Here is a 23,653-nt window from a genome sequence, read left to right as displayed (position 1 = left end):
AGTGAAATGGTCTTGCCCACCCACGTCCGCCTGGTCGAAGTCGGCCCGCGCGACGGTTTACAGAATGAACAACAGGCCATCAGCGTCGACGCCAAGGTGCGCTTGGTCGATCAGCTGTCGGCCGCTGGCGTGCGCTATATCGAGGTTGGCAGTTTCGTGTCGCCCAAGTGGGTGCCGCAAATGGCCGGCTCCGCCGAGGTGTTTGCCCAGCTCCAGCGCCAGCCCGGCGTTACGTACGGTGCGCTAACCCCCAATCTCAAGGGCCTGGAAGCAGCGATTGAAGCCGGTGTCAGCGAAGTGGCGGTATTCGCGGCGGCCTCGGAAGCGTTTTCGCAGAAGAACATCAACTGCTCCATCAGCGAGAGCCTGGCGCGCTTTGCGCCGGTGATGGAGTTGGCGCAGCAGCACAACGTCAGCGTGCGTGGTTATGTGTCGTGCGTGCTCGGCTGCCCGTATGAAGGCGAGATTGCGCCGGAGCAAGTGGCCAGGGTCGCGCGCGAGCTGTTCGCAATGGGCTGCTACGAAGTGTCGCTGGGCGACACCATCGGCACCGGCACGCCGGCCAATACCCGACGGCTGTTCGAGGTGGTCGGTCGCGATATCGCCCGCGACAAACTCGCCGGCCATTTCCACGACACGTACGGCCAGGCGCTGGTGAACATCTACGCCAGCCTGCAAGAAGGCATCGCCGTGTTCGACAGCTCCGTCGCCGGCCTCGGCGGCTGCCCGTATGCCAAGGGCGCCACCGGCAACGTCGCCACCGAAGACGTGCTCTACATGCTCAACGGCATGGGCATTAGCACCGGCATCGACATGGCGAAACTGATCGCGGCCGGCCAAGGCATTTGCGAGGTACTGGGCAAGGCCAACGGTTCGCGGGCTGCCAAAGCCTTTCTCGCCAAGCAGTAACCCTGCTACTGCGCAGCCACCGCCGGCTGCGTAGTTGCCACGTCTTTGGCCACCCACTCGGCGGTGCTGAAGGGTTTACGAATCAGCCGCTGCTCACCGGCCAGTTTGATCGACGCATCCAACTTGCCGAGAAACTCGGGGTCCAGCCGGGTCTGGAACAAGTGGCCAAGCTGTTCATCGCCCAGGTCGGTTTGCAGAATCAGCGCCGGATAGCCCGCCAGGCGCGACACCAATTGGATGTACGCCTCTTTATTCGCCTCGTCACTGACCCACTGCACGGCGGTTTCCTGCGCCTTGAGCAGGCGTTTGACGATGTCCGGGTGCGCATCGACAAAGGCCCCCGAACCCACCAGCACGCTCTGCACACTGCCGGCGCCGTTGAGGTCTTTGGTGGTCAGCGGAATATCGACCAGGCCACGCGCGCGCAGCGCCGTCAGGTTGGAAGCGCCCCAGGTGGCGTCGATTTGCTTGGCCACCAGCGCCGAGGTGGACGCGGTGAAGTCCAGGTTAATGACCTTGAAATCTTTCTCCGTCAGGCCCTGGCTCACCAGCGCGGCGTCAAACGACAGCTGCACAGCGGTGCCCCGAAAAATGCCCACGCGCTTGCCTTTCAAGTCTGCCAGCGACTGAACGCCGGAGCCCGGTAGCACGCCGAGATACAGCTTCACGTCGCGGGCCGTGGCGCTCAGCAGCCGCGTGTCGAGGCCGTTGGATTTACCGACGATGGCCGCCAGGTCGCCCAGGTACGCCAAGTCGACCTGGCCGTTGGCGAATGCTTCGTTAATAGCGGGACCGGCGCCCTTGAAGAAATTCCACTGAACCTTGATGCCCTCCGCCGCCAGCGCCTTCTCGAATAACTGCTGCTCGCGCACCACATCGACGATGCCGCCGCCACTGTGGGTGGCTACGGCGCTGAGGTCGGGCACGGCAATGCGAATTTCCGTCAGCGGCTCTGGCGCGCCGTGAGCCACCAGCGGAAACACGCCCAGGAGTCCCGCCAGCAGCGGCGAGGCGAACAGGCTCAATGCCGAGTTAAAGAAGGTTTTCATCGTTGCAGGCTCCCGCCAAAAAATGCCGGCACCGCGCCAGCGTGAGCCGGGAATAAGACACAGCAGAAACGAAACTTTAAATACTATTAAATTATTTTTTAGTAACCATTTGACCTAAGCACTGGTCAGCGTGGCCCCGAACGCCCATGCGGGAAAAGCATAAAAAGTATTCAAGAAAGGCATTTGCCTGGCTGCGGGGGCGGCCCTTAAATGCGGTTCTTAGCTTAAAAAGCGCAGATAACCGAATTTGATATACCTATGAAGAATATATCTAAGCCCTTCTCCCCTGCTCTCGCGTCATCGGGTTACTGATATGGCCAGCGTCCGTTCCATTGCGCTGAACCCGCCCGCTCGACGCTTCGCCTTCAGCTCAAGCGTTGCGCGTCGAGCGCTGCGGCCCTGGGTGGTGCCGGCCTTATTGTTGCTGGTCTGGGCGCTTGCCGCGCGCTACGGCTGGATGTCTGCGCAAACCCTGCCGGCGCCCGCCTTGGTTTGGCAGACCGCACTGGAACTGGGCCGCGACGATTTGCTCGGCCATTTGTGGATCAGCCTGCAGCGCTTGTTCTGGGGGTTGTCAGTTGGCGTGGCGGTGGGCGCGGTGTTGGGCGCTACGCTGGGCTTCAGCCCACGGGCAGAACGCCTGGTATTCCCGACCTTCAGCGCCCTGGCGCAGATTCCAACCTTGGCGTGGATTCCGCTGTTCATGCTGCTGTTTGGCATTGGCGAAACCTTGAAGCTGGTGGTGCTGGTGAAGGCCGTAGTGGTGCCGGTGACCATCCACACGCTGGTCGGCGTGCGCGACGCCCAGCCCAAACTGCGCGAAGCCGCCGCCGTGTTGCGCTTGCCGACCTACCTGCTGATATGGCGACTGGTGTTGCCCGCCGCCCTGCCGTCGTTTATGGCGGGTTTGCGCGTGGCGCTGGCCACCGGCTGGTCGTCATTGCTGGCCGTGGAGTTGCTCGCCTCCAGTGAAGGCATCGGCTACCTGATGGTCTGGGGCCGCCAGTTGTTCATGCTCGACGTGGTGTTCGTCTGCATCCTCATCATCGGCATCGTCGGCGTGCTGATGGAGCGCGGCATCACCCTGCTCGACCGCGCGCTCTTGTTCTGGCCGCACCCGCCCACCGCCGAGTTTCGCCGCCGCCCCGTGGGCAGCGGTTGGCAACGCTGGCAGCCGTGGCTGTTGCCGCTGGGCCTGGTGGCGCTCTGGCAGGCGGCTAGCCAATTGCAATGGCTGGACAGCAACGTGCTGGTCAGCCCGTGGCAGGTGCTGCTCAGCACATACGAAGGCGTGAGCGACGGCAGTTTGCTGACGGCCATGGGCCACAGCCTGCTGCGCGCGCTGGCCGGTTTGCTGGTCGGCGGCGGTCTGGGCTTTGTACTGGGCGTGGTGCTGGGGTTGTCGTCGCGCACCGACCGCCTGCTGGGCCCGAGTTTATCCGCGCTGCGCCAAATCGCCATTTTCGCCTGGGTGCCGCTGCTCACCGCCTGGTTCGGTCTGGGGGAATTGGCGAAGTTGGTGTTCGTCGGGCTGGCGGCGTTTTTCCCGCTGCTGGTGGCTACTCAACGGGGCATTCGCAACCTGTCGCCACAGTTGGGCGAAGCCGCCACGGCGCTGCGCCTGAATCTGTTCCAGCGCTTGCGCCTGCTGATCCTTCCGGGCGCCACGCCGGCGATTTTCGCGGGCTTGCGCCTGGGTCTGATCTGCGCCTGGCTCGGCACCATCGGCGCGGAATATTTCATGGCCTCGGGCTACGGCATCGGCACCTTGATGATCGGCGCGCAGCAGCTGTTTCGCATGGATCAGGTAATGGCCGCAATGCTCCTCATCGGCCTTACCGGCGCCGCCCTCAACGCCCTCGGCCAATTTATCGAAGCGCGGGCAACGCGCTGGAGAACCGCATGAGCACACTCGCCTTTCCCTCGGCCAAAGCCAACGCCGCGCCGTTGGTGCGCTTCAACCACGTGGGCAAACACTTCGCTGTCGACGGCGGAGAGCTGGAAGCCATTCGTGAATTCAATCTGGATATCGCGCCCGGCGAGTTCGTCGCCATCGTCGGTTCCAGCGGCTGCGGCAAATCCACCCTGCTGCGTTTGCTGGTGGGCCTGGATAGCGAATTTCGCGGGCAGATTGAGGTGGCCGGCAAACCGGTGCAGGGCATCGGCGGCGATCGCGGCATTGTGTTCCAGGAACACCGCCTGTTTCCGTGGCTGACGGTGGAGCAGAACATCGGCCTGGGCTTGGTTAACGAACACCTGAACCAGGCCGAGCGCTTTCGCCGGGTCAGCGAGTTTATTCATCTGGTGGGTTTGCAAGGCTTTGAACGCGCCTACCCGCATCAGCTCTCCGGCGGCATGGCGCAACGGGTGGCGATTGCCCGAGGCCTTGTGGCCAGCCCACAAATTCTGCTGCTCGACGAACCGTTCGGCGCGCTCGACGCCCTCACTCGTCAGCACATGCAAGACGAACTCCTGGCCATTCGCCGCCGCGCAACGATCACCACGCTGCTGGTGACTCACGACGTCGAGGAAGCGATTTATCTCGCCGACCGCGTGGTGGTCATGGAGCCGCGCCCCGGCCGAATCAAGCGCGTGGTGGCCGTCGACCTGCCGCACCCACGGGCGCGCAGCAGTTTCGAATTCCATCAACTGCGCGAAGAACTGCTGCATGAATTGACCAGCGACGGCGCCTACGTGGCCCCGCCCGTGGTGCGCGTGGAAGACCTGCCGCTGGCTTATATCGCCTACTGATTTCTACCGGTTAAAAGAAGGATGCTGTGCCATGAGTAAACGCCCGAATTTCCTGGTAATCGTCGCCGACGACCTGGGTTTCTCCGACCTCGGCGCCTTTGGTGGCGAGATCGCCACGCCGAACCTCGACGCCCTGGCCACCGCCGGCGTGCGTCTGACCGACTTCCACACCGCGCCCACGTGCTCGCCAACCCGTTCCATGCTGCTCACCGGCACCGACCACCACATCGCCGGCATCGGCGCCATGGCCGAGGCCATCGGCCCGGAGCAACTCGGCCAACCGGGCTACGAAGGCTATTTGAACGAGCGCGTGGTGGCCCTGCCGGAGCTGCTGCGTGAAGCGGGCTACCAGACGCTGATGGCCGGCAAATGGCACCTCGGTCTGACTGCTGACCAGGCGCCGCACGCTCGCGGTTTCGAGCGGTCGTTCTCGCTGCTTCCCGGCGCCGCCAACCATTACGGCTACGAACCACCCGAAGACGAAAAAACCCCCGGCATCATCAAAGCGACACCCGTGCTGTACATCGAAGACGACCAATTCATCGACACGCTGCCGGACGATTTCTACTCATCCGACGCTTTTGGCGACAAGCTGCTGCAGTACCTGAAAGAGCGCGACCAGGCGCGACCGTTCTTCGCCTATTTGCCCTTCTCCGCCCCGCACTGGCCGCTGCAGGCGCCCGCCGACGTGGTGGCCCACTACAAGGGCCGCTACGACGCCGGGCCCGAGGTATTGCGCCAGGAACGCCTGGCCAAACTCAAGGAATTGGGCTTGGTCGGGCAGGACGTGGAAGCCCACCCTGTGATCGCGCAGAACCAGGAATGGCAGGCGCTCAGCGACGAGCAGCGGGCGATCTCTGCGCGCACCATGGAAACCTATGCGGCGATGGTCGAGCGCATGGACTGGAATATCGGTCGCGTGGTCGATTACCTGCGCCAGCAAGGCGAACTGGACAACACCTTTGTGCTGTTTATGTCCGACAACGGCGCCGAAGGCCTGCTGCTGGAGGCGTTTCCGCTGTTCGGCGAAACGCTGCTTACCTACCTCGACACCCACTACGACAACAGCCTGGACAACATCGGCCGCGCCAATTCCTACGTCTGGTACGGGCCGCGCTGGGCCCAGGCGGCGACAGCGCCTTCGCGTCTATACAAAGCCTTCACCACTGAAGGCGGCATTCGCGTGCCGGCGCTGGTGCGTTACCCGGCCTTCCACCGGCAGGGGCAGATTGTTAAGGAATTCAGCACGGTGATGGACATCACCCCCACCATTCTTGATCTCGCAGGGGTTCGCCACCCTGGCAAGCAATGGCGAGGCCGCGAGGTGGCCGAACCGCGCGGCAAATCGTGGCTGGGCTACCTGAGCGGCGAGACCGAGCAGATTCACGACCAGAACACCGTCACCGGCTGGGAGTTGTTCGGCATGCGCGCCATTCGCCAAGGCGACCTGAAAGCCGTGTTTATTCCCGGCCCGGTTGGGCCTTCGACTTGGCAGCTGTATGACTTGAGCAGCGACCCAGGAGAGATTCACGACCTGGCTGAACGCGAGCCCGAGAAGCTGGCCGTGTTGCTGGAACATTGGCACCAGTACGTGGCGGAGACGGGGGTGATATTGAGCAAGTCGCCGTTTCAGGGGTAAGCGCTTAGAGCAAGAGCATCGCGGCTAAAGCCGCTCCCACAAAAGAGCGAAGCCGCGACGCCTGCCAGCTGTTTTTTTGTGGGAGCGGCTTTAGCCGCGATGCGGTGGGCCGGCGAAAGAGCGGTTCGGAGTAAACCCGTCAATCACCGCGGCTGGACCCCCGCCTTCGCGGGGGTGACGGAGTAAGTGATTCCGCGCAGGCGATCTGCAGACCGGCCGGGCGGCCGTGCCATTAGGCGCGAAGCGCGCTGCGCAGCCGTTGGCTCTCACCTTTCGGGCAATTCACCTCCACCTGCGACAAACCCAACCATTGCGCCATGGCTATTAAATTACGCGCCAGGGCCTGCACGCCCTCCTCATCCAGGCCCACCGTTTCCTCGTGCAGCGCATGCACCAGCAGGCGCCCGCTGCTGCGCTCGGCGCGCAGGTCGACCCGGGCGGCCAGCCGCTCGTTGTGCAGGAATGGCAGCACGTAATAGCCGTACACGCGTTTGGCTTGCGGGGTGTAAATCTCCAGGCGGTAGCGGAAGTCGAAGAGCCGCTCGGTGCGCGCGCGTTCCCAGATAAGCGAATCGAACGGCGACAGCAACGTCGAGGCTTTTACGCTACGGGGGATGCTGAGCGCCGGAAGGCTATAGGCGGTTTTGTCCCAACTCTGCACGGTCACCGGTTGCAACGCGCCGGCCTCGACCAACTCGGCCAGCCGCGCCTGGCTGTCTTTGGGGTCGAGGCGAAAGTAATCGCGTAAGTCTTTTTCGGTGGCCACGCCCAACGCCGCAGCCGCGTGTAGCAGAAGCTGGCGTTGCGCCTCGGCTTCTGGCACGTCCGGGTGGTTGAGCCAGGCGTGGGGGACTACCCGTTCGGGCAAATCGTAGAGCCGTTCGAAACCGCGTCGGCCGGCCACGGTGACCTCGCCGGCAGCGAACAGCCATTCCAGCGCCATTTTCTCCGCGCTCCAGTCCCACCATGGCCCGGCCCGTTCTACCCGGGTGGTCAGTGCACCCGCGCCCGTCGCGCCGCTGTCGCGCACCGTGGCAAGCACCCGCTGCACCACCTGCTGCTGCTCCTTACCGAATGTGGCGAGGTGCTGGTAGATGCCCTGACCGTGGGCGGCGCGCTGCATGCGCCAACGCATCAGCGGATACACCGCGAACGGCATCAGCGAGGCTTCATGGCCCCAGTATTCGAAAAGGGTTCGGCGTTTGCCCCGGCCCCATGCAGCCTGCTCGAGCAGGCTGGGCGAATAGTCGCCGAGGCGGGAAAACAACGGCAGGTAATGGGAGCGGACCACGGCGTTCACCGAGTCGATCTGCACCACGCCCAAGCGCTCGATCAAGGCGTTGAAGCGCGCCGGTTTGACTTCGCTGGCGCGGCTGCGGTCGGCAAAACCTTGGGCGCTCAAGGCCAGGCGGCGGGCCTGGTTAAGGGATAGCGATAGCGGTGTGGACATCGGCTGCACCTGGTTCGGCTTCGGGTGCAGGATACGGCCTGGCGAAGGTGAATACAGTCGCGCTGGGGCCGTTTTTTGCCAAAAGCGCCAAGCGCTCTTTGGCTTCGAGCGGCGTTGGCAGTTGGCCAACGGGCAGCCACCAGAGAGCCAACGACGGCGTGTCGAGTTTCTCCATCCAGCTTTTCTTCGACTTCAGCACGCTCAGGTGGTCGCCGCTGTACACGTAGGCCTTCAACGCCTCGAACGAAGTCCAGACCGAGAGGTTGACGATGAGGCGCGGGTCGTCGAACAGCACAATCGAGGTGGCGTCGCCCTCTTCCGTTTGCAGCCGCCAGACGAAACCAGGGCTGCGGTCAGCCAATTGATTGATGGGGTCCAGTTGCTCAACAAAGCCCCGCATCAACGGGTCATCGAGCGGGGCTTTGGTGCGGGCAATGTTGACTTGCGCCAGATGGAACTGCGAGTTCATGCGGTCTTCCTTGGTTGCGGTGGCGTGGGCTCAACGTTTCAGGGGGTCTTCCCAGAATGGCCGTTCCACTTCCTGCTCGATGTCGGAACGCGACAGGCCCAAGTCTTTGAGCGTAGCGTCCGGCATGCTCGCCAGCAGGCGGCGTTGCGCGGCCAGCTGGTGCCAGCGTTTCACTTGCAGCCACAGCCGGGCGAACAGGCCTTGGGAACCCTGCCGCGAACGTGGCAAGGCGGCGGCGATGGCGTAACCTTTTTGCGCTTTCATGATCAGCTCTCCTTGTTCAATGCTCCCCCTGAGGTGTGCGACGAACTGCTGCGCGAAGGGGATGGCGAGAGTGTCCGCCCGGCGCTAAGATCAATCCAACGAATGTTTCTTATGCAACCCATCTCGGGAGTTGATGAATGAGCAGCTATGTCGGCATCGACAGCGAACTGTTACGGACCTTTGTGGCCATCGCCGATCTGGGCGGTTTTACCCGCGCGGCGGAAGCGGTAAACCGCACGCAGTCGGCGGTGAGCATGCAGATGAAGCGCCTCGAAGAAGACGTAGTGCAGCGCGCCTTGTTCGAGCGCGATGGGCGTCAGGTGCGGCTGACGGCCGAGGGCCAAGTGCTGCTCGGTTATGCGCGGCGCATCTTGAAACTGCATGGCGAGGTGATGAATACCTTGCGCGAGCCGCACATGGTCGGCTCGGTGCGCATCGGCACGCCGGATGACTACGTGATGCGCTTTCTGCCGGGCATTTTGTCGCGCTTCGCCCAGGCCTATCCGATGGTGCAAGTGGAGGTGCATTGCGAATCGTCGTCACAACTGTTGCAGCGACAGGATCTGGATTTGTCCATCGTCACGCGTATGCCGGGCGATGAAATCGGCCAACTGCTGCGCCAGGAACGGTTCGTCTGGGCCGAGGCCTTGGGCTTCAGTCCGCACGAGCAAACGCCGCTGCCCTTGGCGATGTTCAACAACGATTGCTTCTGCCGCCTGTGGGCCTGCAATGCGCTGGACACCATGGAGCGGCAATACCGCGTGGCGTACACCAGCCCGAGCCTGTCGGCGATCATGGCGGTAGTCAGCGCCGGGCTGGCGGTCACGGCCCAGCTGCAAAGCCTGATTACCCCTGACATGCGCATTCTGGGAAAAGCCGAGAACCTGCCGGAGCTGCCGCTGTGCAGCATTGTGCTGCTGCGCAACACACGCACGCAGTCGCCAGTGACGGAGAGCCTGGCCGAGCACATTGTCGAAGGCTTCCGCATGTGAAACGGCGGTGGGCGAACAGCCATTCCCTGCAACCCATGGCGCATTAAAGACAAGCGCGCTAACTTTATGCATCCCTTACGTATCTGCCGGAGGCACCATGGCCACGCCCGAACAGCTCAAACTCGATAACCAGCTGTGCTTCGCGCTGTACTCTACATCGCTGGCGATGACCAAGGTGTACAAGCCGCTGCTTCAGGCGCTCAACCTCACGTATCCCCAGTACTTGGCGATGTTGGTGCTTTGGGAAGGCGATGGCATTACCGTCGGGGAGCTGAGCCAGCACTTGCTGACCGACCCCGGCTCCGTCACCCCGCTGCTCAAACGCCTGGAAGCGGAAGGTTTGCTCACCCGCACCCGCAGCAGCCAGGACGAACGCGTGGTGCAGCTGCACCTGACCGACAAGGGCCGCGCCTTGCAGGAACAGGCCATGGGCGTTCCCGCCTGCATTTTGAAGGCGACAGCGCAGCAGCCAGCGGAGCTTATGGAGCTTAAAAACGAGCTGGTTACCCTGCGAGACGCGCTGCAAGGCTCGGTCTAGACGCTTATTCCACAAATACAGAACGGTTAGAACAAATTAGTCCAACTATTTAGCTTGCGCGCAAACTAAATAGACACTAAATTTCACTCCACGCACTGCTTAGTGCACAAAACTTTAGCAAACTAAATAGACAACTGGAGAACGACCATGCAAACCATCAAAGCTCTGTACACCGCTACTGCAACCGCCACCGGTGGCCGCGACGGCCGCGCTGTTTCTTCGGACGGCGTGCTCGACGTGAAACTCTCCACCCCTCGCGAACTGGGCGGTCAAGGCGGCGAAGCTACTAACCCGGAACAACTGTTCGCTGCCGGTTACTCGGCTTGCTTCATCGGCGCGCTGAAATTCGTTGCCGGCCAGCAGAAGAAACAACTGCCCGCTGACAGCTCCATCACCGGCAAAGTCGGCATCGGCCAGATCCCCGGCGGCTTTGGTCTGGAAGTGGAACTCAACATCAGCTTGCCAGGCTTTGATCAAGCTGAAGCCCAGGCGCTGGTTGATGCAGCGCACCAGGTTTGCCCGTACTCCAACGCTACCCGCGGCAACATCCAGGTAACCCTGAACGTCGCTGTGTAAAAGCAACAGGCACAAAAAAGCCCGACCTAGGTCGGGCTTTTTCATGTCGGCAATAAAGTCGGATTTAAACCGGAGCTTTAGCGCGCGATTTGTACTCGCCGGTACGGGTGTCGATTTCGATCCAGTCGTCGATTTCGCAGAAGTCAGCCACTTTGACTTCAGTGCCGTTGCTCAGCTTGGCAGGCTTCATCACTTTGCCCGAGGTATCGCCACGAGCCGAACCTTCGGTGTAAGTGATTTGGCGAACGATGGTGGTCGGCAGGTCAACCGAAACCACTTTGCCTTCGAAGAACACGGCTTCGCAGACGTCGGTCATGCCATCAACGATGAACGGCAGAACGCTTTCCAGGTCTTCGGAGTTCAGTTCGTACTGGTTGAACTCTTCGTCCATGAACACGTAGTTCGGTTCGCTGAAGTAGGAGTAAGTCACGGCAACGCGGTCCAGGATAACTGGTTCCATTTTGTCGTCGGCTTTGTAAACGGTTTCAGTAGAAGAACCGGAGAGCAGGTTCTTCAACTTCATTTTAACGATGGCGCTGTTACGACCGGATTTAGTGAATTCGGCCTTTTGGATAAGCCATGGCTGGCCGTCGATCAGGGCCACACTGTTTGGCTTCATTTCTTGTGCGGTTTTCATACGAGTATCCGAATTTGGATGGAGGTACAGAATTCTAGGCCGCGTATCATAGCCAATTTCGGTAAAACAGTACCAGCGCCGATGCAAGATCGGCCTGAGAACCCCATTCTAGAGCCTTCTGCTCGGCATGCCGATTGAACTCGGAGTGACACTCCGACAGATTGTTCCACGCCTCGGCTAGCGCGCCTTCGGTATTCCACGCCAGCCAAAAATCACGCAACGCCGCCTGCGCGGCTGTCGGCAGCCCCTGCTGGTACAGCGCCAGAAATGCTTGGAGTTTGTCGAGATGAGCGTCGTCTTGCTGTTTGTAGATGTGCCACACCAGGGGCCGCCCCGCCCACAGCGCGCGTACAAACGAGTCCTCGCCACGCACGGCATTGAAGTCGCAGCACCAGAGCAATCGGTCGTACCTCTGCTGCGACATGAACGGCACCACCTGCACGCGCACGTTGCCCCGCTCCGTCGCATCTCCAGCGGCTAGGGACTGACCGCCGAGCCAGCGCTGCACGTCGCCCAGCACCCTCCCTTCCGGCACCAGCACATGGCTGCGCTCGTTGGCTTGGGCTAAAGCGTCGAGCCATTGGCCGAGCATCGGCAGTTCGTACGCGAATAGGGAAATCAGCTGCGTACCAGGTGCTTGAATCACGCCTAACGACGCGAGAAACCGCTGCCGCGCTGCCGGATCCAGCTGCAACGCGTCGCGCTGGGCAAGCAAGTCGCGTTCGCGCAGCAAGCCGCCGGTTTTTTCGGTAAATCCAGGGAAAAAGAAAAACTTCTGTAAGCCGTTGGATTGCATCGACGGCAAGCCATGGCAGCCCTCAACCCACGCTTCGGCGCTCAGGTATTCCAGGTTCAGCCAGAGCGACGGCCGCTCGCGTTCGCTCATTGCCTGGATATAAGCGGCCGGCAGTGTGCATGCGAAAGCCTCGATCACCACGTCTGCCGCCGGCACGGGCTGCCACATGGTGGGCCATTGCCGTACCTCTACGCCGTCTTGCCACTGTTGAGCGACAGACGCGTCGCCCTGAGGGCAGATACGCGCGTACGCGGACAAATCGTCGACCCAAAGCCGCACCGCGCAACCGTGCTCGGCGACCAGTTGCCGAGCAAGGCGCCAGGTCACGCCAATGTCGCCGAAGTTATCCACCACGCTGCAGAAAATGTCCCACTTCACGCCGATGCTTCCGATAAAAGACGCGGCAGTTTATCGCGAGAAAAGAAAAGCCCGTCACAAGGACGGGCAAAAGGCGTGGAGCAACGCAGAAATAAAGAGGCAACCGGGGAGTTGCCAAGGGACGCCGGGGGAGCAGCGTGAAAATCAGGCAGCGAGCGCGTGGGTCGGCTTGCTGCGTAAAAGCGATTCGAAGGTCCAGAGGGTTTTGCTGGCCACCGCCACCTCGAAGGAGCTAAACGGGCCGGAGCGCTGCACGCCATCGACCATCACATACCAGCAGGCGAGAACGCCGTCGGCGCGCAGCGTGGCCGGAACGGCACTGCCAACCACTGACATGATGTTGATGTTCGTCATAACCACCTCCGCAATTCGGTATAGCGCTACGTTACGGCGCCGCGCCAGCGCGCGGAAATCAGTCGGGTCGATAGTGGCTATGTCTGAAGAGGATGAAGCCGCGTTCCTAAGAGCTTTTAAGAAACGGCTGTCGGAATCTCCCTTAGCAGCAACTTAATTGCACTTAACCAACATTATTATTCATTTGTGCCGTCTCCTGCCCCTCGCCACACTCGCCGCCGTCGCCAATACCGAGCTTGTTGCCCCGATGTTTGCCGCCTGGTTAAAGACCTTCCTGCCTTCCGCAACGCCCACCCGTCCTACCGAATGGCTGCGTGCCGCATACGGCGCCGCGCTGGGCGTTCTAGCCTGCGCCTGGGCCGGAAGCCACTTGTTTGGAGCGCAAGTGGCCAGCCATTTGCTCGGCCCCCTCGGCGCCTCCGCGGTGCTGCTGTTTGCCGTGTCGTCGGGCGCGCTGGCGCAGCCGTGGTCGATCGTCGGCAGCTACGCAGTGGCCACCGTAGTGGCGGTCGGCACGCTGCACATGCTTGCGCCCGGAATTGCTGCTGCCGCGCTAGCTGTGGGCGGTACGGTGGTGTGCATGTTTCTGCTGCGCTGCGTGCACCCGCCGGGCGCGGCGCTGACCATTTGCGTGGTGTTCGGCGGGCCGAGCCTGACGGATCTGGGCTGGCACGTGCTTTACCCAACGCTGTTCAACGCCTTGGCATTGCTCGCGTGCGCCCTGCTCTACAACAACCTCACCGGCGTGCGCTATCCCAGGCTGCCCGCACCAGCGGCCAACGCTCACGCCACGCAAGACCCGCCGCCGCAAGAGCGTATGGGCATCACCAGTGCCGACCTGGATGAAGCGCTGAACGAGCTGGGCGGTTTCGTTGATATCCAGCGCGAAGACCTCAAGCAAATCATTCGCGCCACCGAGAAGAACGCGCTGCGCCGTAGCATGGGCGACATCCGTGCCGAACAGATCATGTCGCGCGATGTGCAAACCGCCACGCCGCAGACCACCCTCAAGCAGGCGTTGGGCCTGCTCAAGCATCACCATTTGAAGACCTTGCCGGTGCTGGACGAACAACGTCATCTAGTCGGTATCGTCAGCCTCATCGACCTCATCAGTCACAGCCGCCGCTCAGGCCGCCGCAATCTCTTGGGCCGCCTCGGTTTAAAGAGAGATGTAGTGCTGGAAGAAGTCATGAGCCACCCGGTAATCGCCGTGCAGCGCACCACCCATGTGGTGGAGATGATTCCGCTGCTGTCGGATCAGGGTCTGCACTGCCTGCCCGTGCTCGACAAAGGCGAGTTGCTGGGCATCGTTACGCAAACTGACTTGATCGCGGCCTTGCACCGCGACCTGTTGATGCACCTGGGTTAACCCTAGGCGGGGTCCCAACGCTGCGACCAATCTGCCCCGCTGCGAATCACCTCGCGCAACAAGGCAAACGTCTGTTGCAGCGCCTCACTGTCACGTTCGCGCACGTAAACCAGGTAAGTCGGGTAATTGAATTCCGGCGCTTTCTCGACCCGTTCCAGCGCGCCGCTGTCGAGATAGCTTTGCACCACCCGTGTACGGAAATAACCGCTACCGCCGGAAGCCAAGATGTACTGCAGCGCCAGCGGACCATGATTGAAACCCAGCGCCGCCTTCGCCCGTTCAGGCAAGGCTGCGTCATGTTGACGGCGAAACTCCTCACCCCAATCGATGTACACGTAGGGCTCCGGCGTCTGCGGTTGGCGCACCAAAATCAGCTTTTCTTCCAACACTTGCTCAACCTGCAAGCCAGGCCAATAGGACGGCTGGTACACCAGCGCGGCATCCAGCACACCCAGTTCCAATTGCTTGAGCAGCGCCTGGCCGTCGCCGATTTGCGCGCGTACCGCCAGCGCCGGCATGTGCTCGCGCACTTGCTGCACCCACCTAAGCATTAACGGGTTGCACAGGCTTACCTCCCCTCCCAAGCGCAGCACCGTGCGATACCCCGGCATTAACGGTAAATCACGCTGCGCCGCCTCCCAGGTTTGCACCAACTGGTTGGCAAACACCACAAAGGCTTCGCCATCGACCGTCAGCTTCGCGCCCGCTCGATTGCGCACGAACAGCTTGCAGCCCAGCTGGTTCTCCAGATTCTGCACCCGCGCTGTGATCGCCGTTTGCGTCACATGCAGTTGCTCGGCAGCGGCAACCAGGCTGCCGCTGCGGACAATCTGCAAAAAGGTGCGGGCGAGTTCGATATCCATGGCGCGGCTCGGCGAAAAAGTGAAGCGCCATTGTAGGGAGAGTCGCACCGCAGCGGGTATGCCTGACTAATCGCAAGTCAGGCGAGCACTGCAACAACCTGCGGTATTTTCCACGCCGCTGCGGGAAACCGATCAGCTACCGTTACCCCATCGCGCTGTAGCCCTCACGCCACAGCATTGCTCTGCCACTGCTTGGGAAAACCTGCATGACCGCCCCTGCCTATGACCTCGTCGTATTCGGTGCCACCAGTTTTGTCGGCCAGCTCCTAACCCATTATCTGGCCGAGCACTTACCCAGCGAAGCGCCGGCACTGCGTTGGGCAATCGCAGGGCGCTCCGCCGCCAAGCTCAGCACGCTTAAACGCACATTGGGCGCTCTCGGCGAGAACCTGCCGACACTGATTGCCGATGCCGGCGACGAGGCGCAGTTGCGCACGTTATGCCAACAGACCCGCGTTGTGGTCTCCACCGTTGGACCCTATGCCTTGTATGGCGAGCCGTTGGTAAAAGTCTGCGCGCACCAGGGCACCGACTACTGCGACCTCACCGGCGAGGTGCAATGGATTAAACGCATGCAGGACAAATACGAAAGCACCGCCAAACAATCTGGCGCGCGCATCGTCCATTGCTGCGGCTTTGACTCGGTGCCTTCCGACATGGGCGTTTACGTGCTGCAACAACAGGCCATGGCGCAATTCGGGGTGCCTGCAACGCAAGTGAAAATGCGCGTGAAAACGCTGAAAGGCGGAGCATCGGGCGGCACCATCGCTAGCATCATCAACGTGGCGCAAGAGGCAGCTGCCGACCCAGCCTTGCGCAAAGAACTGATGAACCCCTACTCCATTTGTCCGCCGGGCCACGGATTCACCACCCGCCAACATGCGGTTCGGGGAGTTGAACACGACAGCGATTTCGGCATGTGGATCGGCCCCTTCCTCATGGCTGCGATTAACGAGCGAGTCGTCCATCGCTCCAACGCGCTGAGCGGTCATGCCTACGGCTCCACCTTCACTTACAACGAAGCCACACTGACGGGCCCCGGCTTGAAGGGGCGCCTCATGGCGTTCGCCATGGTATTTGGGCTGGGCTTTTTCATGCTCGGTGTGATGATCTCTCCCATTCGCCGCCTGCTGGAGCGATTCGTCTTGCCTAAACCTGGCGAAGGCCCGAGTCCAGAAGCCCAACAGGCGGGGCGTTACGACCTGCGCTTTCTCGGCCGCACCGCCACCGGCCAGGTGCTGAACGTGAAAGTGACCGGCGACCGCGACCCGGGCTACGGCTCCACCAGCAAAATGCTCGGCCAGGCCGCGATCAGTCTGGCCCTGGACCTTCCCAAAGAAGCCGGCAAGGGCGGCGGGTTCTGGACACCCGCCACCGCCTTCGATCAGCGCTACGTCGAGCGACTCAGGCGCTACGCCGGCCTCACCTTTGAGGTGCTGTGATCAGCGCACAAAAAACTCACCGACCATTTCTTCATCTGCTACGGTCCAAATTTCGCCACAATAGAAAAAACCGGACACCGTTCCGGACGTTATCCCTGGCCAATTTGGGTTTTTTCGCCATGACTACACAACCAAACAAGCCTAGCTGCGACGCCTGTCGCGACGGTGCAGCCCTCGAATTTGACTTCACCATGGCTTTCCAGCCCATCGTCAACCTTGTCGAGCGCAGCGTTTATGCCTACGAGGCGTTGGTGCGTGGCACGGACGGCAGCAGCGCCGCCTCAGTGCTCGGGCGCGTCAACGAGCACAACCGCTACGCGTTTGACCAAGCCTGCCGAGTCAAGGCGGTGGAACTGGCAAGTCGACTGCAGATGCCGTGTTTGCTGAGCATCAATTTTCTCCCTAACGCCGTCTACAAAGCCGCTACGTGCATTCGGGCCACGCTTGAGGCCGCCAAGCGCTTCAACTTCCCCACTGAGCGCATTATTTTCGAGCTCACCGAAGGGGAAGAACTGGTCAACAAAGACCACTTGAAAGAGATCGTCACCGAATACCACAAGCATGGCTTTCGCACCGCCATCGACGACTTCGGTGCCGGCTACGCCGGACTTAACCTGCTCGCCGAATTCCAACCCGACATCATCAAACTCGACATGGCCTTGGTGCGCGACATCGACAGCCACCGTGTCCGCCAGGCAATTGTTGAAGGAATTGTGGGTGTTTGCCGGGCGCTGGAAATTGAAGTAATTGCTGAAGGTATTGAATCGGTCGGTGAACTGCGCCATTTGCAATCGCTGGGTATAAACCTGTTCCAGGGCTACCTGTTCGCCCGACCGGGTTTTGAGGCGTTGCCAACGGTGCAATGGCCGGAGATTTGAAAGAGTACATGTTGGGTGGTTTGAAGCATTTTTGAACTGTGCGACTTTTCCGGCGCTCCGCCCGCGCTCTTTAGGAAAGTCGCTCGTTTACCAGAAAAGGCTTTGGCACCAACTGCATGTTGGATCTATGCAGTAAGGAATTTCCCACAGGTCTCTCAGGATTTTCCCGCCGAGTTCTAAAGCTATCGTACATAGCGCACGGAGCGATCACCTCTACACTCTGCTCATCCGAACGGGTCCTTCGATTTATTTAACTACCCGCGCGACTAACTCCGCGACCGGAAACGCAGCGGCATTTGAATTAAACAAACTGACCGCTGCATTAATTTCCTTTGTATCAGGTGAGCGCTATTATGACTGGCTATAACGCAGTACTGGCAAGAAATCCGCAAAACGCTGCCAAGCCTATCGGCCCATATTCACAAAGTGTCGCATTTTCCCATTACAACAATTTGTCCGCTCAGTTACCGATTGACCCCAAGACTGGGAACTTGGTATCTGATGACATTCGCGCGCAAGCCGAACAGTGCTTTAACAATCTTAAAGACATCGTCACTGGCATTAATCACAACTTGGAAGATGTAGTCAGAATCACCCTATTTCTTCGAGACATGGCTGATTTGGATATTGTTAACTCGGTATACGCTGACTTCTTTCCCTATTACGTTCCCGTCGTAACCGTGGTGGGCGTCGCCGCTCTGCCAATGGGCGCAGCCTTGCAGGTAGAAGCACTGTTGTCGAACGGCGAAGGCACCATTCCCCAAGCGCCTCAGGCCGGCGATCTGATTAAATCGGCAGCCGACGTAGAAAATGCTCCGGTAGACTCGTTGTCAGCCCAAACGGTCGCCTTTTCTCACTACAACAATCTCTCCGCACAACTTCCTATCGACCCGGCAACCGGAAAATTGGTTTCTGGCGGCATCAAGGAACAAGCTGCGCAATGTTTGAAAAATGTAAAAGCTATTCTGCAAGGCATCGACGTTCCATTCGATGACATTGTCAAAGTTAACGTTTTTGTAAAAAACCTCAGCGACATTCAAGCGGTTAATGAGGTTTACACCACATTCTTCCCCGACTCGGCCATTGCCCGCACCGTTGCTTATATGCCGGCGCGCACCGTAGTTCCGGTTGCTGGCTTGCAGTTGGATGCACTGGTTCAAATCGAAGTTGTTGTATCGCACGGTGACGGCACTCCGCCGCAGCTCGTTGAAGATCGCCACGGCATCGTTATCAAAGCCAACAACACTTCACGCGCACCGATCTGCCCGTTCTCGACACAAACTGTGGCGTTTTCTCACTACAATCACCTGTCGGCACAATTACCCATTGATGCGGCAAACGGCAAGTTGGTGCCCGGCGGTATCATGGCGCAAGCGGCCCAGTGCATGAACAATATCAAGGTCATTATTGAAAGCATTGGCCATGTCATGAATGACGTCGTCAAAGTTAATATCTTTCTCAAGAATATTGACGACATGGCAGCGGTTGATGAGGTGTACGGCAAGTACTTCCCCGGCGGCGTCCCTGCCCGCCGCACCGTGGGTGTGTCCGAGCTTCCACTGGGCGCGCTTATTCAGATTGATGCCGTAGTCGCTAACGCCGAAGGCACCCCGCCTAACGCGTAATTTGCTGTTCCGCTGTTCGGTGAGGGCGGATTAATCGTTCCTGATTAATCCGCCGCACTTCCCTCGCCACGTCCCCACGCAAAAATAACGATCCGCCACGACTTCGAACGTGGCGACAATCGCGCATTTAATTCCCTGCTGAATGCTAGAGTCTCGCCCCTGGTTCATTTAGGGAGTTCAGTTCGCATGCGCATGGTGATAACAGCAACAGCGCTGGCAATGCTGGCAGGCTGCTCGACTGTTTCGGAAACCTTCGGCGACAGCAAACACTGCGGTATCCATCCCTATTGCGGCTCTGCCGTCGACCTGATGGTCATCAAGGGCGCAACGGAAGAAAACGCCGGCGTCATGGTTGTTCTTGCCCCCATCGCAGTAATCGACCTTCCCTTCAGCCTGGTTGCCGACACGCTGGTACTGCCTTACACGCTCCTGCATACGGACACCGTCGAGCCTTAACGCCAGGCCGCGCGCCATCGGAACCCAGGACTATTCCTGTTAGACTCCCCGCCCCGAAACTGTCCCCCAGACACCGACGATGACCGCCCCATTCGCACCTTCCCACTCCGAACCCTCACGCCGCTTCTCCGTGGCGCCGATGATGGATTGGACCGATTAATTTAAATAAAACATACAAATCAACTACTTAACTGTAAAAAAATAATTGCTTTAGCAAATTTTAAGCAAGGGCTCGCCAATATCACCATGCAATACGCAATGGGCTCGGGTGGGGTGGGGGTCTATGGGTAGGAAACATGCGGGTTTCAGCCACATACGTACCCAGCAAAACACCACGTTTGGTATCAAAATTGGTATCAGCTTGATGCGCAGTATCTAGGTCGCAACCCTTCCCCGTGAGGCTATTTTTCTCCCTTCCTGTAGCACGTCGCGCCTAGTAAACAAGCTAACCAACGGCGAGCGGAAAGTGACGGTTTGGCACGCGCTCAAGCCCAATATTTTCACGTAAGGTTCGCCCTTCATAGTGACGCCGAAACAAGCCATGCCGTTGCAGATGCGGAATTACCAGTTGGACAAAATCATCGATGCCTCCGGGCAAATGGGTGAACAGCAGATTGAAGCCATCCGCGGCGCCTTGTTCGAACCAACTGGTCATTTCTTCCACCACCTGACGTGGGGTCCCCACCAGCATTCGATGCCCACCGGTCCCCAACTTGCGTAATAGTTGGGCGGCTGTGGGGCGCTCACGACGGATTAGATCAATGACCAACTGCTGGCGGCTCTTGTGCCGCTCAGTAACGGGTATTGGGTCCGGCAGCTCAACCAATGCATCAGCCGGTAGGCGATGCAGATCGATACCCAGCTCGAGCAAAAAGCTCAGGGCTTTCAGCGCGGCTTCAGGGTCGACCAGGGCCTGCAATTGCTCGTGTTTTTCTTCTGCCTCGCTGCAGGTACGCCCCACTACAGGCGCGAGCCCTGGCAGTATTTTCACCGTGCCTGGCGCCCGCTCCAGCAGCGCCAAGCGCTGATGAATATCGGCGTAAAAGGCGCAGCCCTCCTCCAGGGTTTGTTGTGCGGTAAACACCAGCTCGGCGGTGCGTGTAACAGCGGCACATCGCGGGCAGCCGCGTAAGTGGTGCGGGCGCCGACCATCAGCGTCGAGTCCGTGAAGGAACATGCTGGCCTACTTAAGCCGCCACGTTCCCGTTCCCACGCAATAAGGGCAACTGAACAGTGAACACCGCTCCGCCAGTGGGCGCATTTACTACGGTAACTATGCCCGCGTGTGCGCGCACAATTTCCTGTGCGAGGTGTAAACCCAGCCCATGCCCAGGGTTGTCAGTGGCGCCACGGTAGAACGGATGGAAGATATGCTCGCGGTCTTCGGGTGCCACCCCAGCGCCTTGATCTGCGACGGCCACCGTGCCGTTTGTCCGCACCGTTACGCTAATGGTGCCCTCGCCTCCACCGTGCACTAACGCGTTCTGCACTAGGTTGGTGATAACGCGGCCCAGCGCGTTGGCTTGACCCAATACCCACACAGGCTCGTGCGGTGCGTCAAAGACCAAATCCTCGCAGCGTTGCAGCACCAGGGGCGCTATTTCAGCGACGATTTCGCGTAACAGAATAACCAGGTCAACCGGCGTGAAGTCGATCTTTGGCGCCTGCAGTCGCTGCAGGTCCAGCAGTTGCTCAGCCACATTCGCCAAGCGCCCCAAATCCAGCAGTAGCACCGATTTCAAGGGGTGCGCAGGCATGCCGTCGATGCGCGCCATCAATACCGCGATAGGCATCCTTAATTCGTGGGCAGCGTCGCGCAGAAACCTATCCCGGGCGTGGTATGCCTTGCCGAGTCGCTCCATGGCGGCGTTGAACGCCGCAACCAGCGGGCGAATCTCGCGCGGTATGGTGTCTTCTGCCAAATGCCCGTCCAGTTTGGAAATGTCCAAAGCTGCCGTGTCCTTGGCCAGCTTTCGCACACTTCGTGTGGCGCGAAATACTGCGATCGGCGTAGCCAGCAGGGTGAACAAAATCAAAGGGGTCAGGAAGTAAGGGCTGATAAAGCCGGTGATTTGAAAAATAAGCGCGCCAAAATTTGATGTTTCCGCACCGCCGACCATGATGTGCACGACGTGATTCTGGATCGGCTTTATCTCTACACGCATGGTCAAATCATTGCTGCCCGGCAGCGCGTGCGCATTCGAGGGCCCAAGCAAGCGCAGACTTTTTTCCATTTCCAGGAAGGCTGACGGTACTGAGCCCAGGCGTGCACGACGGTTTTGCTCGTCTGCGACGACCACCCATAAGTCGGGATTAGCTGCCTGCAATTCGCTTAGCGCCACACTGGGGTTTAGACGCAAGCCGTCAGATTGTACCGACGTGGAACTGGCGATCGCGTCGATGGTGGCGTCATCAATGAAGATGAATTTGTCGTCGATGAGGTAATACAGGGTGCCCGCAATCGAGGTCACCAGCACCACCGCCTGCATGAGGCAGAGCGACCAAAGCAAGCCACCAATCAGCGAGTTAGCGCGCAGTCGTTTCATTGGCTTTCCTTGAGCAAATACCCAATCCCACGAATCATGACGATATCCACTCCGGCGTCCGCCTCCTTCAAAGCGCGGCGTAGTTTCGAAACGTGGGCGTCTAGGGCGTTCGACTGAATTTCATCCTGTAGCCCGTACACCGCCTCATGCAGGCTTTCGCGCTGCACAGTGCGGCCTTGGCGATACACCAGGGTCTCTAAAATTAGCAGTTGCCGCCTGGGCAAATGCAGTGGCTGGTTTTCGACAATGGCTTCGCGCACGCCGAAGTCGAAGCTCAATGCACCAATGGTGGCGCTTGGCATTGGCGCTGCAGACGGGCGCCGAGCAATGGCACGAATACGCGCTAACAACTCATCGACCGCAACTGGCTTTACGACGTAGTCGTCAGCCCCACCGTTCAAGCCGTCCACACGTTCGGCCACCTCGCCGCGCGCGGTGAGCAGAATGATTGGCAAGGTCGGTGAAAGGCGGCGAGCCGTGGTAATAAACGCGACGCCATCGCCATCGGGCAAACCGCGATCCAGCACCAGCAGATCGTGCACACAAAGCTTCAATGCGGCCCCCGCGCTGGCCAGTGTATGGACGATATCGACGATCAAACCGTGGCGCTCAAGCGCGCTCTGCAGGGCTTGGGCCAGCTCAAGGTCGTCTTCGACTAGAAGGATACGCACGCGGTCTCTCAGTGCTCTGCTTACGGGGTGCCATAGTAACGGAGGATAAAAAACCGCGACGCAATGTTGAGGCAATGTTCAGCGGTAAAGATGCATCGTAATAGACGGCCCACAGGAGCGCTTTATGAGTCTGGCCATAGTCGTGTTCGGTGCGCAAACGAGCCGTGGCGCGTTGGTTGCCCGACAATACGGCAATGCTGGTTACGATGTGGTGCTGGTTGCCAGCCAGACCCAAGACCTACAGGCACTGGTGCAGGTACTGCACAGTGAAGGGGTCAACACCCGTACCTTCTTCAGCGCGCTGGACTCGCCCGAACAGGTCGCCGAGTTAGTTAAAACCATACACGCCGAGGTTGGGCCGATTGAAGCAGTGGTGTACAGCCCGACCCCGGCGAGCCCACTACCTGATGTCGATGGGAAGCAACTGGACCTGACCTTGGTGACTATCTTCAGTGAGATATTGCCAGCGATGCTTGTCCGCAAGTCGGGGACCTTGCTCGTTGCGCCCCGCAGCGGTAGCGATGCAGAACTACCAGGCACACGCCTCTACCTGCAATTACTGCGAAGAAACCTCGCGAGCGAGGGCGTGCAAATCGGCACGCTTAGCGTCGGCTCGCTGTTCTGCCACAAGCACACTCTGGCGCTCGGCAATACAGCAACAGAAGCCGGTTAGTGGCAGACCAAAAGTTCCCCAGTGACCCCACAGTAGAGCGCCACATGCGAGCGATAAAAAACCACTGTTTGATCGTGCTTTTTTTGCTCGTCAGCCTGGACGTCCTGACCTCGACAGCTGCGCAAAACCTTCGCCCCGAGTTCGCACTCCTGACTCAGTTGCTAAGTGAGGGCGAGTAGCGTTTTTGCGGCCTAGCCCACGTTGCAAAAGCAAGCACTTCTATCTCCCGGATAGCAGGTTAACCGCCCTACCTTGGTATTGCAGCAGCGCCGGCCTGCCGTCATTGAATACTCTTTAGGAACTCGAAAATCATGAGTCAATCAATCAA

At 59.9% G+C, this 23,653-nt stretch carries 24 protein-coding genes; 13 read left to right on the top strand and 11 right to left on the bottom strand.

Annotated features, from left to right (window positions below; translation table 11 throughout):
• Window positions 1-6: 6 nt before the first annotated feature.
• On the top strand, window positions 7-909 hold the full coding sequence (locus AC0IW7_RS09320) for a hydroxymethylglutaryl-CoA lyase (RefSeq protein WP_471817361.1): 903 nt from the start codon (window positions 7-9) through the stop codon (window positions 907-909).
• Window positions 910-914: 5 nt separating this feature from the next.
• Here AC0IW7_RS09320 and AC0IW7_RS09315 read toward each other — a convergent pair whose 3' ends face one another.
• Entirely contained in the window at window positions 915-1,958 is a 1,044-nt protein-coding gene (locus tag AC0IW7_RS09315; RefSeq protein WP_471817359.1) for an ABC transporter substrate-binding protein, read from the bottom strand.
• A 313-nt stretch (window positions 1,959-2,271) separates the two neighbouring features.
• Between AC0IW7_RS09315 and AC0IW7_RS09310 the strand changes: the two genes are divergently transcribed.
• Genes AC0IW7_RS09310 through AC0IW7_RS09300 form a run of 3 tightly spaced genes read left to right on the top strand, consistent with a single transcriptional unit; the run spans window position 2,272 to window position 6,348 of the window.
• Window positions 2,272-3,864 (top strand): ABC transporter permease, encoded by a 1,593-nt coding sequence (locus AC0IW7_RS09310; RefSeq protein ID WP_471817357.1) that lies wholly within the window; start codon window positions 2,272-2,274, stop codon window positions 3,862-3,864.
• Window positions 3,861-4,709, top strand: a complete 849-nt coding sequence (locus tag AC0IW7_RS09305) for an ABC transporter ATP-binding protein (protein WP_471817355.1) — start codon at window positions 3,861-3,863, stop codon at window positions 4,707-4,709. Before AC0IW7_RS09310 ends, AC0IW7_RS09305 begins: the two co-directional genes overlap by 4 nt.
• A 31-nt stretch (window positions 4,710-4,740) precedes the next feature.
• On the top strand, window positions 4,741-6,348 hold the full coding sequence (locus AC0IW7_RS09300) for an arylsulfatase (protein WP_471817353.1): 1,608 nt from the start codon (window positions 4,741-4,743) through the stop codon (window positions 6,346-6,348).
• A 232-nt stretch (window positions 6,349-6,580) separates the two neighbouring features.
• Here the strand turns inward: AC0IW7_RS09300 and AC0IW7_RS09295 are convergent, their stop codons facing one another.
• The 3 genes from AC0IW7_RS09295 to AC0IW7_RS09285 are packed head-to-tail and all read right to left on the bottom strand — an operon-like array spanning window position 6,581 to window position 8,531.
• The gene (locus AC0IW7_RS09295; RefSeq protein ID WP_471817351.1) at window positions 6,581-7,798 is read right to left on the bottom strand and encodes a winged helix-turn-helix domain-containing protein; all 1,218 of its coding nucleotides are present in this window, start codon (window positions 7,796-7,798) and stop codon (window positions 6,581-6,583) included.
• Window positions 7,770-8,267, bottom strand: coding sequence for a DUF3291 domain-containing protein (locus AC0IW7_RS09290; protein ID WP_471817349.1), 498 nt, complete (start codon window positions 8,265-8,267; stop codon window positions 7,770-7,772). The genes AC0IW7_RS09295 and AC0IW7_RS09290 overlap by 29 nt, the downstream gene beginning before the upstream one ends.
• Window positions 8,268-8,297: 30 nt before the next feature.
• Complete coding sequence (locus AC0IW7_RS09285) at window positions 8,298-8,531, bottom strand: DUF1127 domain-containing protein (protein ID WP_471817347.1); 234 nt, start codon at window positions 8,529-8,531, stop codon at window positions 8,298-8,300.
• 137 nt (window positions 8,532-8,668) lie between these two features.
• Here AC0IW7_RS09285 and AC0IW7_RS09280 point away from each other — a divergent pair, with 137 nt between their 5' ends.
• The 3 genes from AC0IW7_RS09280 to AC0IW7_RS09270 all read left to right on the top strand — a co-directional run bounded on the left by AC0IW7_RS09280 (window position 8,669) and on the right by AC0IW7_RS09270 (window position 10,637).
• Window positions 8,669-9,523, top strand: coding sequence for a LysR family transcriptional regulator (locus tag AC0IW7_RS09280; RefSeq protein ID WP_463382591.1), 855 nt, complete (start codon window positions 8,669-8,671; stop codon window positions 9,521-9,523).
• Window positions 9,524-9,620: 97 nt separating this feature from the next.
• A complete protein-coding gene (locus tag AC0IW7_RS09275; protein WP_463382590.1) occupies window positions 9,621-10,061 on the top strand; it encodes a MarR family winged helix-turn-helix transcriptional regulator in 441 nt (146 codons plus the stop codon).
• Window positions 10,062-10,208: 147 nt separating this feature from the next.
• Window positions 10,209-10,637 carry an organic hydroperoxide resistance protein gene (locus tag AC0IW7_RS09270; RefSeq protein WP_122498449.1) on the top strand — a complete coding sequence of 143 codons (429 nt, stop codon included), beginning with the start codon at window positions 10,209-10,211 and terminating at the stop codon, window positions 10,635-10,637.
• 64 nt (window positions 10,638-10,701) lie between these two features.
• On the opposite strand, the gene efp is transcribed toward AC0IW7_RS09270, so the two are convergent.
• The 3 genes from efp to AC0IW7_RS09255 form a co-directional block, all read right to left on the bottom strand.
• Window positions 10,702-11,274 carry an elongation factor P gene (gene efp, locus AC0IW7_RS09265; RefSeq protein WP_108094583.1) on the bottom strand — a complete coding sequence of 191 codons (573 nt, stop codon included), beginning with the start codon at window positions 11,272-11,274 and terminating at the stop codon, window positions 10,702-10,704.
• A 46-nt stretch (window positions 11,275-11,320) separates the two neighbouring features.
• Window positions 11,321-12,454 carry an elongation factor P maturation arginine rhamnosyltransferase EarP gene (earP, locus tag AC0IW7_RS09260; RefSeq protein WP_471817470.1) on the bottom strand — a complete coding sequence of 378 codons (1,134 nt, stop codon included), beginning with the start codon at window positions 12,452-12,454 and terminating at the stop codon, window positions 11,321-11,323.
• 138 nt (window positions 12,455-12,592) lie between these two features.
• Window positions 12,593-12,802, bottom strand: coding sequence for a hypothetical protein (locus AC0IW7_RS09255; protein WP_471817344.1), 210 nt, complete (start codon window positions 12,800-12,802; stop codon window positions 12,593-12,595).
• Between the two features lie 247 nt (window positions 12,803-13,049).
• On the opposite strand from AC0IW7_RS09255, the gene AC0IW7_RS09250 reads away from it, so the two are divergent.
• A complete protein-coding gene (locus tag AC0IW7_RS09250; protein WP_471817468.1) occupies window positions 13,050-14,171 on the top strand; it encodes an HPP family protein in 1,122 nt (373 codons plus the stop codon).
• Between the two features lie 2 nt (window positions 14,172-14,173).
• Here AC0IW7_RS09250 and AC0IW7_RS09245 read toward each other — a convergent pair whose 3' ends face one another.
• A complete protein-coding gene (locus tag AC0IW7_RS09245; protein ID WP_471817342.1) occupies window positions 14,174-15,034 on the bottom strand; it encodes a LysR family transcriptional regulator in 861 nt (286 codons plus the stop codon).
• 206 nt (window positions 15,035-15,240) lie between these two features.
• Here AC0IW7_RS09245 and AC0IW7_RS09240 point away from each other — a divergent pair, with 206 nt between their 5' ends.
• The 4 genes from AC0IW7_RS09240 to AC0IW7_RS09225 all read left to right on the top strand — a co-directional run bounded on the left by AC0IW7_RS09240 (window position 15,241) and on the right by AC0IW7_RS09225 (window position 19,435).
• Window positions 15,241-16,476 carry a saccharopine dehydrogenase family protein gene (locus tag AC0IW7_RS09240; RefSeq protein WP_471817341.1) on the top strand — a complete coding sequence of 412 codons (1,236 nt, stop codon included), beginning with the start codon at window positions 15,241-15,243 and terminating at the stop codon, window positions 16,474-16,476.
• A 119-nt stretch (window positions 16,477-16,595) separates the two neighbouring features.
• On the top strand, window positions 16,596-17,354 hold the full coding sequence (locus tag AC0IW7_RS09235) for an EAL domain-containing protein (protein WP_471817339.1): 759 nt from the start codon (window positions 16,596-16,598) through the stop codon (window positions 17,352-17,354).
• Between the two features lie 353 nt (window positions 17,355-17,707).
• Window positions 17,708-18,979: a RidA family protein gene (locus AC0IW7_RS09230; RefSeq protein ID WP_471817337.1), complete on the top strand. Its 1,272-nt coding sequence runs from the start codon at window positions 17,708-17,710 to the stop codon at window positions 18,977-18,979.
• A 186-nt stretch (window positions 18,980-19,165) separates the two neighbouring features.
• The gene (locus tag AC0IW7_RS09225; RefSeq protein ID WP_471817335.1) at window positions 19,166-19,435 is read left to right on the top strand and encodes a YceK/YidQ family lipoprotein; all 270 of its coding nucleotides are present in this window, start codon (window positions 19,166-19,168) and stop codon (window positions 19,433-19,435) included.
• A gap of 445 nt (window positions 19,436-19,880) precedes the next feature.
• Here AC0IW7_RS09225 and AC0IW7_RS09220 read toward each other — a convergent pair whose 3' ends face one another.
• From AC0IW7_RS09220 to AC0IW7_RS09210, 3 genes are read right to left on the bottom strand one after another with little or no spacing between them, the layout of a single operon-like run.
• Complete coding sequence (locus tag AC0IW7_RS09220; protein WP_471817333.1) at window positions 19,881-20,612, bottom strand: LLM class oxidoreductase; 732 nt, start codon at window positions 20,610-20,612, stop codon at window positions 19,881-19,883.
• Window positions 20,613-20,622: 10 nt separating this feature from the next.
• Complete coding sequence (locus tag AC0IW7_RS09215; RefSeq protein ID WP_471817332.1) at window positions 20,623-21,981, bottom strand: sensor histidine kinase; 1,359 nt, start codon at window positions 21,979-21,981, stop codon at window positions 20,623-20,625.
• A complete protein-coding gene (locus tag AC0IW7_RS09210) occupies window positions 21,978-22,652 on the bottom strand; it encodes a response regulator (RefSeq protein ID WP_471817330.1) in 675 nt (224 codons plus the stop codon). Before AC0IW7_RS09210 ends, AC0IW7_RS09215 begins: the two co-directional genes overlap by 4 nt.
• 124 nt (window positions 22,653-22,776) lie before the next feature.
• On the opposite strand from AC0IW7_RS09210, the gene AC0IW7_RS09205 reads away from it, so the two are divergent.
• A complete protein-coding gene (locus AC0IW7_RS09205; RefSeq protein ID WP_471817328.1) occupies window positions 22,777-23,325 on the top strand; it encodes an SDR family NAD(P)-dependent oxidoreductase in 549 nt (182 codons plus the stop codon).
• Window positions 23,326-23,653 lie beyond the last annotated feature (328 nt).

It is taken from the genome of Pseudomonas sp. AC229 (genome assembly GCF_979254655.1).
This window is presented reverse-complemented; position numbering and strand designations above follow the sequence as displayed.

Excerpts from the sequence above, each read along its gene's own strand:
- efp (WP_108094583.1), bottom strand. The coding sequence starts at position 11,274 with ATGAAAACCGCACAAGAAATGAAGCCAAACAGTGTGGCCCTGATCGAC.
- AC0IW7_RS09275 (WP_463382590.1), top strand. The coding sequence starts at position 9,621 with ATGGCCACGCCCGAACAGCTCAAACTCGATAACCAGCTGTGCTTCGCG.
- AC0IW7_RS09255 (WP_471817344.1), bottom strand. The coding sequence starts at position 12,802 with ATGACGAACATCAACATCATGTCAGTGGTTGGCAGTGCCGTTCCGGCC.
- AC0IW7_RS09240 (WP_471817341.1), top strand. The coding sequence starts at position 15,241 with ATGACCGCCCCTGCCTATGACCTCGTCGTATTCGGTGCCACCAGTTTT.
- AC0IW7_RS09220 (WP_471817333.1), bottom strand. The coding sequence starts at position 20,612 with ATGTTCCTTCACGGACTCGACGCTGATGGTCGGCGCCCGCACCACTTA.
- AC0IW7_RS09250 (WP_471817468.1), top strand. The coding sequence starts at position 13,050 with ATGTTTGCCGCCTGGTTAAAGACCTTCCTGCCTTCCGCAACGCCCACC.
- AC0IW7_RS09225 (WP_471817335.1), top strand. The coding sequence starts at position 19,166 with ATGCGCATGGTGATAACAGCAACAGCGCTGGCAATGCTGGCAGGCTGC.
- AC0IW7_RS09205 (WP_471817328.1), top strand. The coding sequence starts at position 22,777 with ATGAGTCTGGCCATAGTCGTGTTCGGTGCGCAAACGAGCCGTGGCGCG.
- AC0IW7_RS09320 (WP_471817361.1), top strand. The coding sequence starts at position 7 with ATGGTCTTGCCCACCCACGTCCGCCTGGTCGAAGTCGGCCCGCGCGAC.
- AC0IW7_RS09305 (WP_471817355.1), top strand. The coding sequence starts at position 3,861 with ATGAGCACACTCGCCTTTCCCTCGGCCAAAGCCAACGCCGCGCCGTTG.
- AC0IW7_RS09315 (WP_471817359.1), bottom strand. The coding sequence starts at position 1,958 with ATGAAAACCTTCTTTAACTCGGCATTGAGCCTGTTCGCCTCGCCGCTG.
- AC0IW7_RS09300 (WP_471817353.1), top strand. The coding sequence starts at position 4,741 with ATGAGTAAACGCCCGAATTTCCTGGTAATCGTCGCCGACGACCTGGGT.
- AC0IW7_RS09295 (WP_471817351.1), bottom strand. The coding sequence starts at position 7,798 with ATGTCCACACCGCTATCGCTATCCCTTAACCAGGCCCGCCGCCTGGCC.
- AC0IW7_RS09280 (WP_463382591.1), top strand. The coding sequence starts at position 8,669 with ATGAGCAGCTATGTCGGCATCGACAGCGAACTGTTACGGACCTTTGTG.
- AC0IW7_RS09270 (WP_122498449.1), top strand. The coding sequence starts at position 10,209 with ATGCAAACCATCAAAGCTCTGTACACCGCTACTGCAACCGCCACCGGT.
- AC0IW7_RS09215 (WP_471817332.1), bottom strand. The coding sequence starts at position 21,981 with ATGAAACGACTGCGCGCTAACTCGCTGATTGGTGGCTTGCTTTGGTCG.
- AC0IW7_RS09230 (WP_471817337.1), top strand. The coding sequence starts at position 17,708 with ATGACTGGCTATAACGCAGTACTGGCAAGAAATCCGCAAAACGCTGCC.
- AC0IW7_RS09290 (WP_471817349.1), bottom strand. The coding sequence starts at position 8,267 with ATGAACTCGCAGTTCCATCTGGCGCAAGTCAACATTGCCCGCACCAAA.
- AC0IW7_RS09310 (WP_471817357.1), top strand. The coding sequence starts at position 2,272 with ATGGCCAGCGTCCGTTCCATTGCGCTGAACCCGCCCGCTCGACGCTTC.
- AC0IW7_RS09235 (WP_471817339.1), top strand. The coding sequence starts at position 16,596 with ATGACTACACAACCAAACAAGCCTAGCTGCGACGCCTGTCGCGACGGT.
- AC0IW7_RS09245 (WP_471817342.1), bottom strand. The coding sequence starts at position 15,034 with ATGGATATCGAACTCGCCCGCACCTTTTTGCAGATTGTCCGCAGCGGC.
- AC0IW7_RS09285 (WP_471817347.1), bottom strand. The coding sequence starts at position 8,531 with ATGAAAGCGCAAAAAGGTTACGCCATCGCCGCCGCCTTGCCACGTTCG.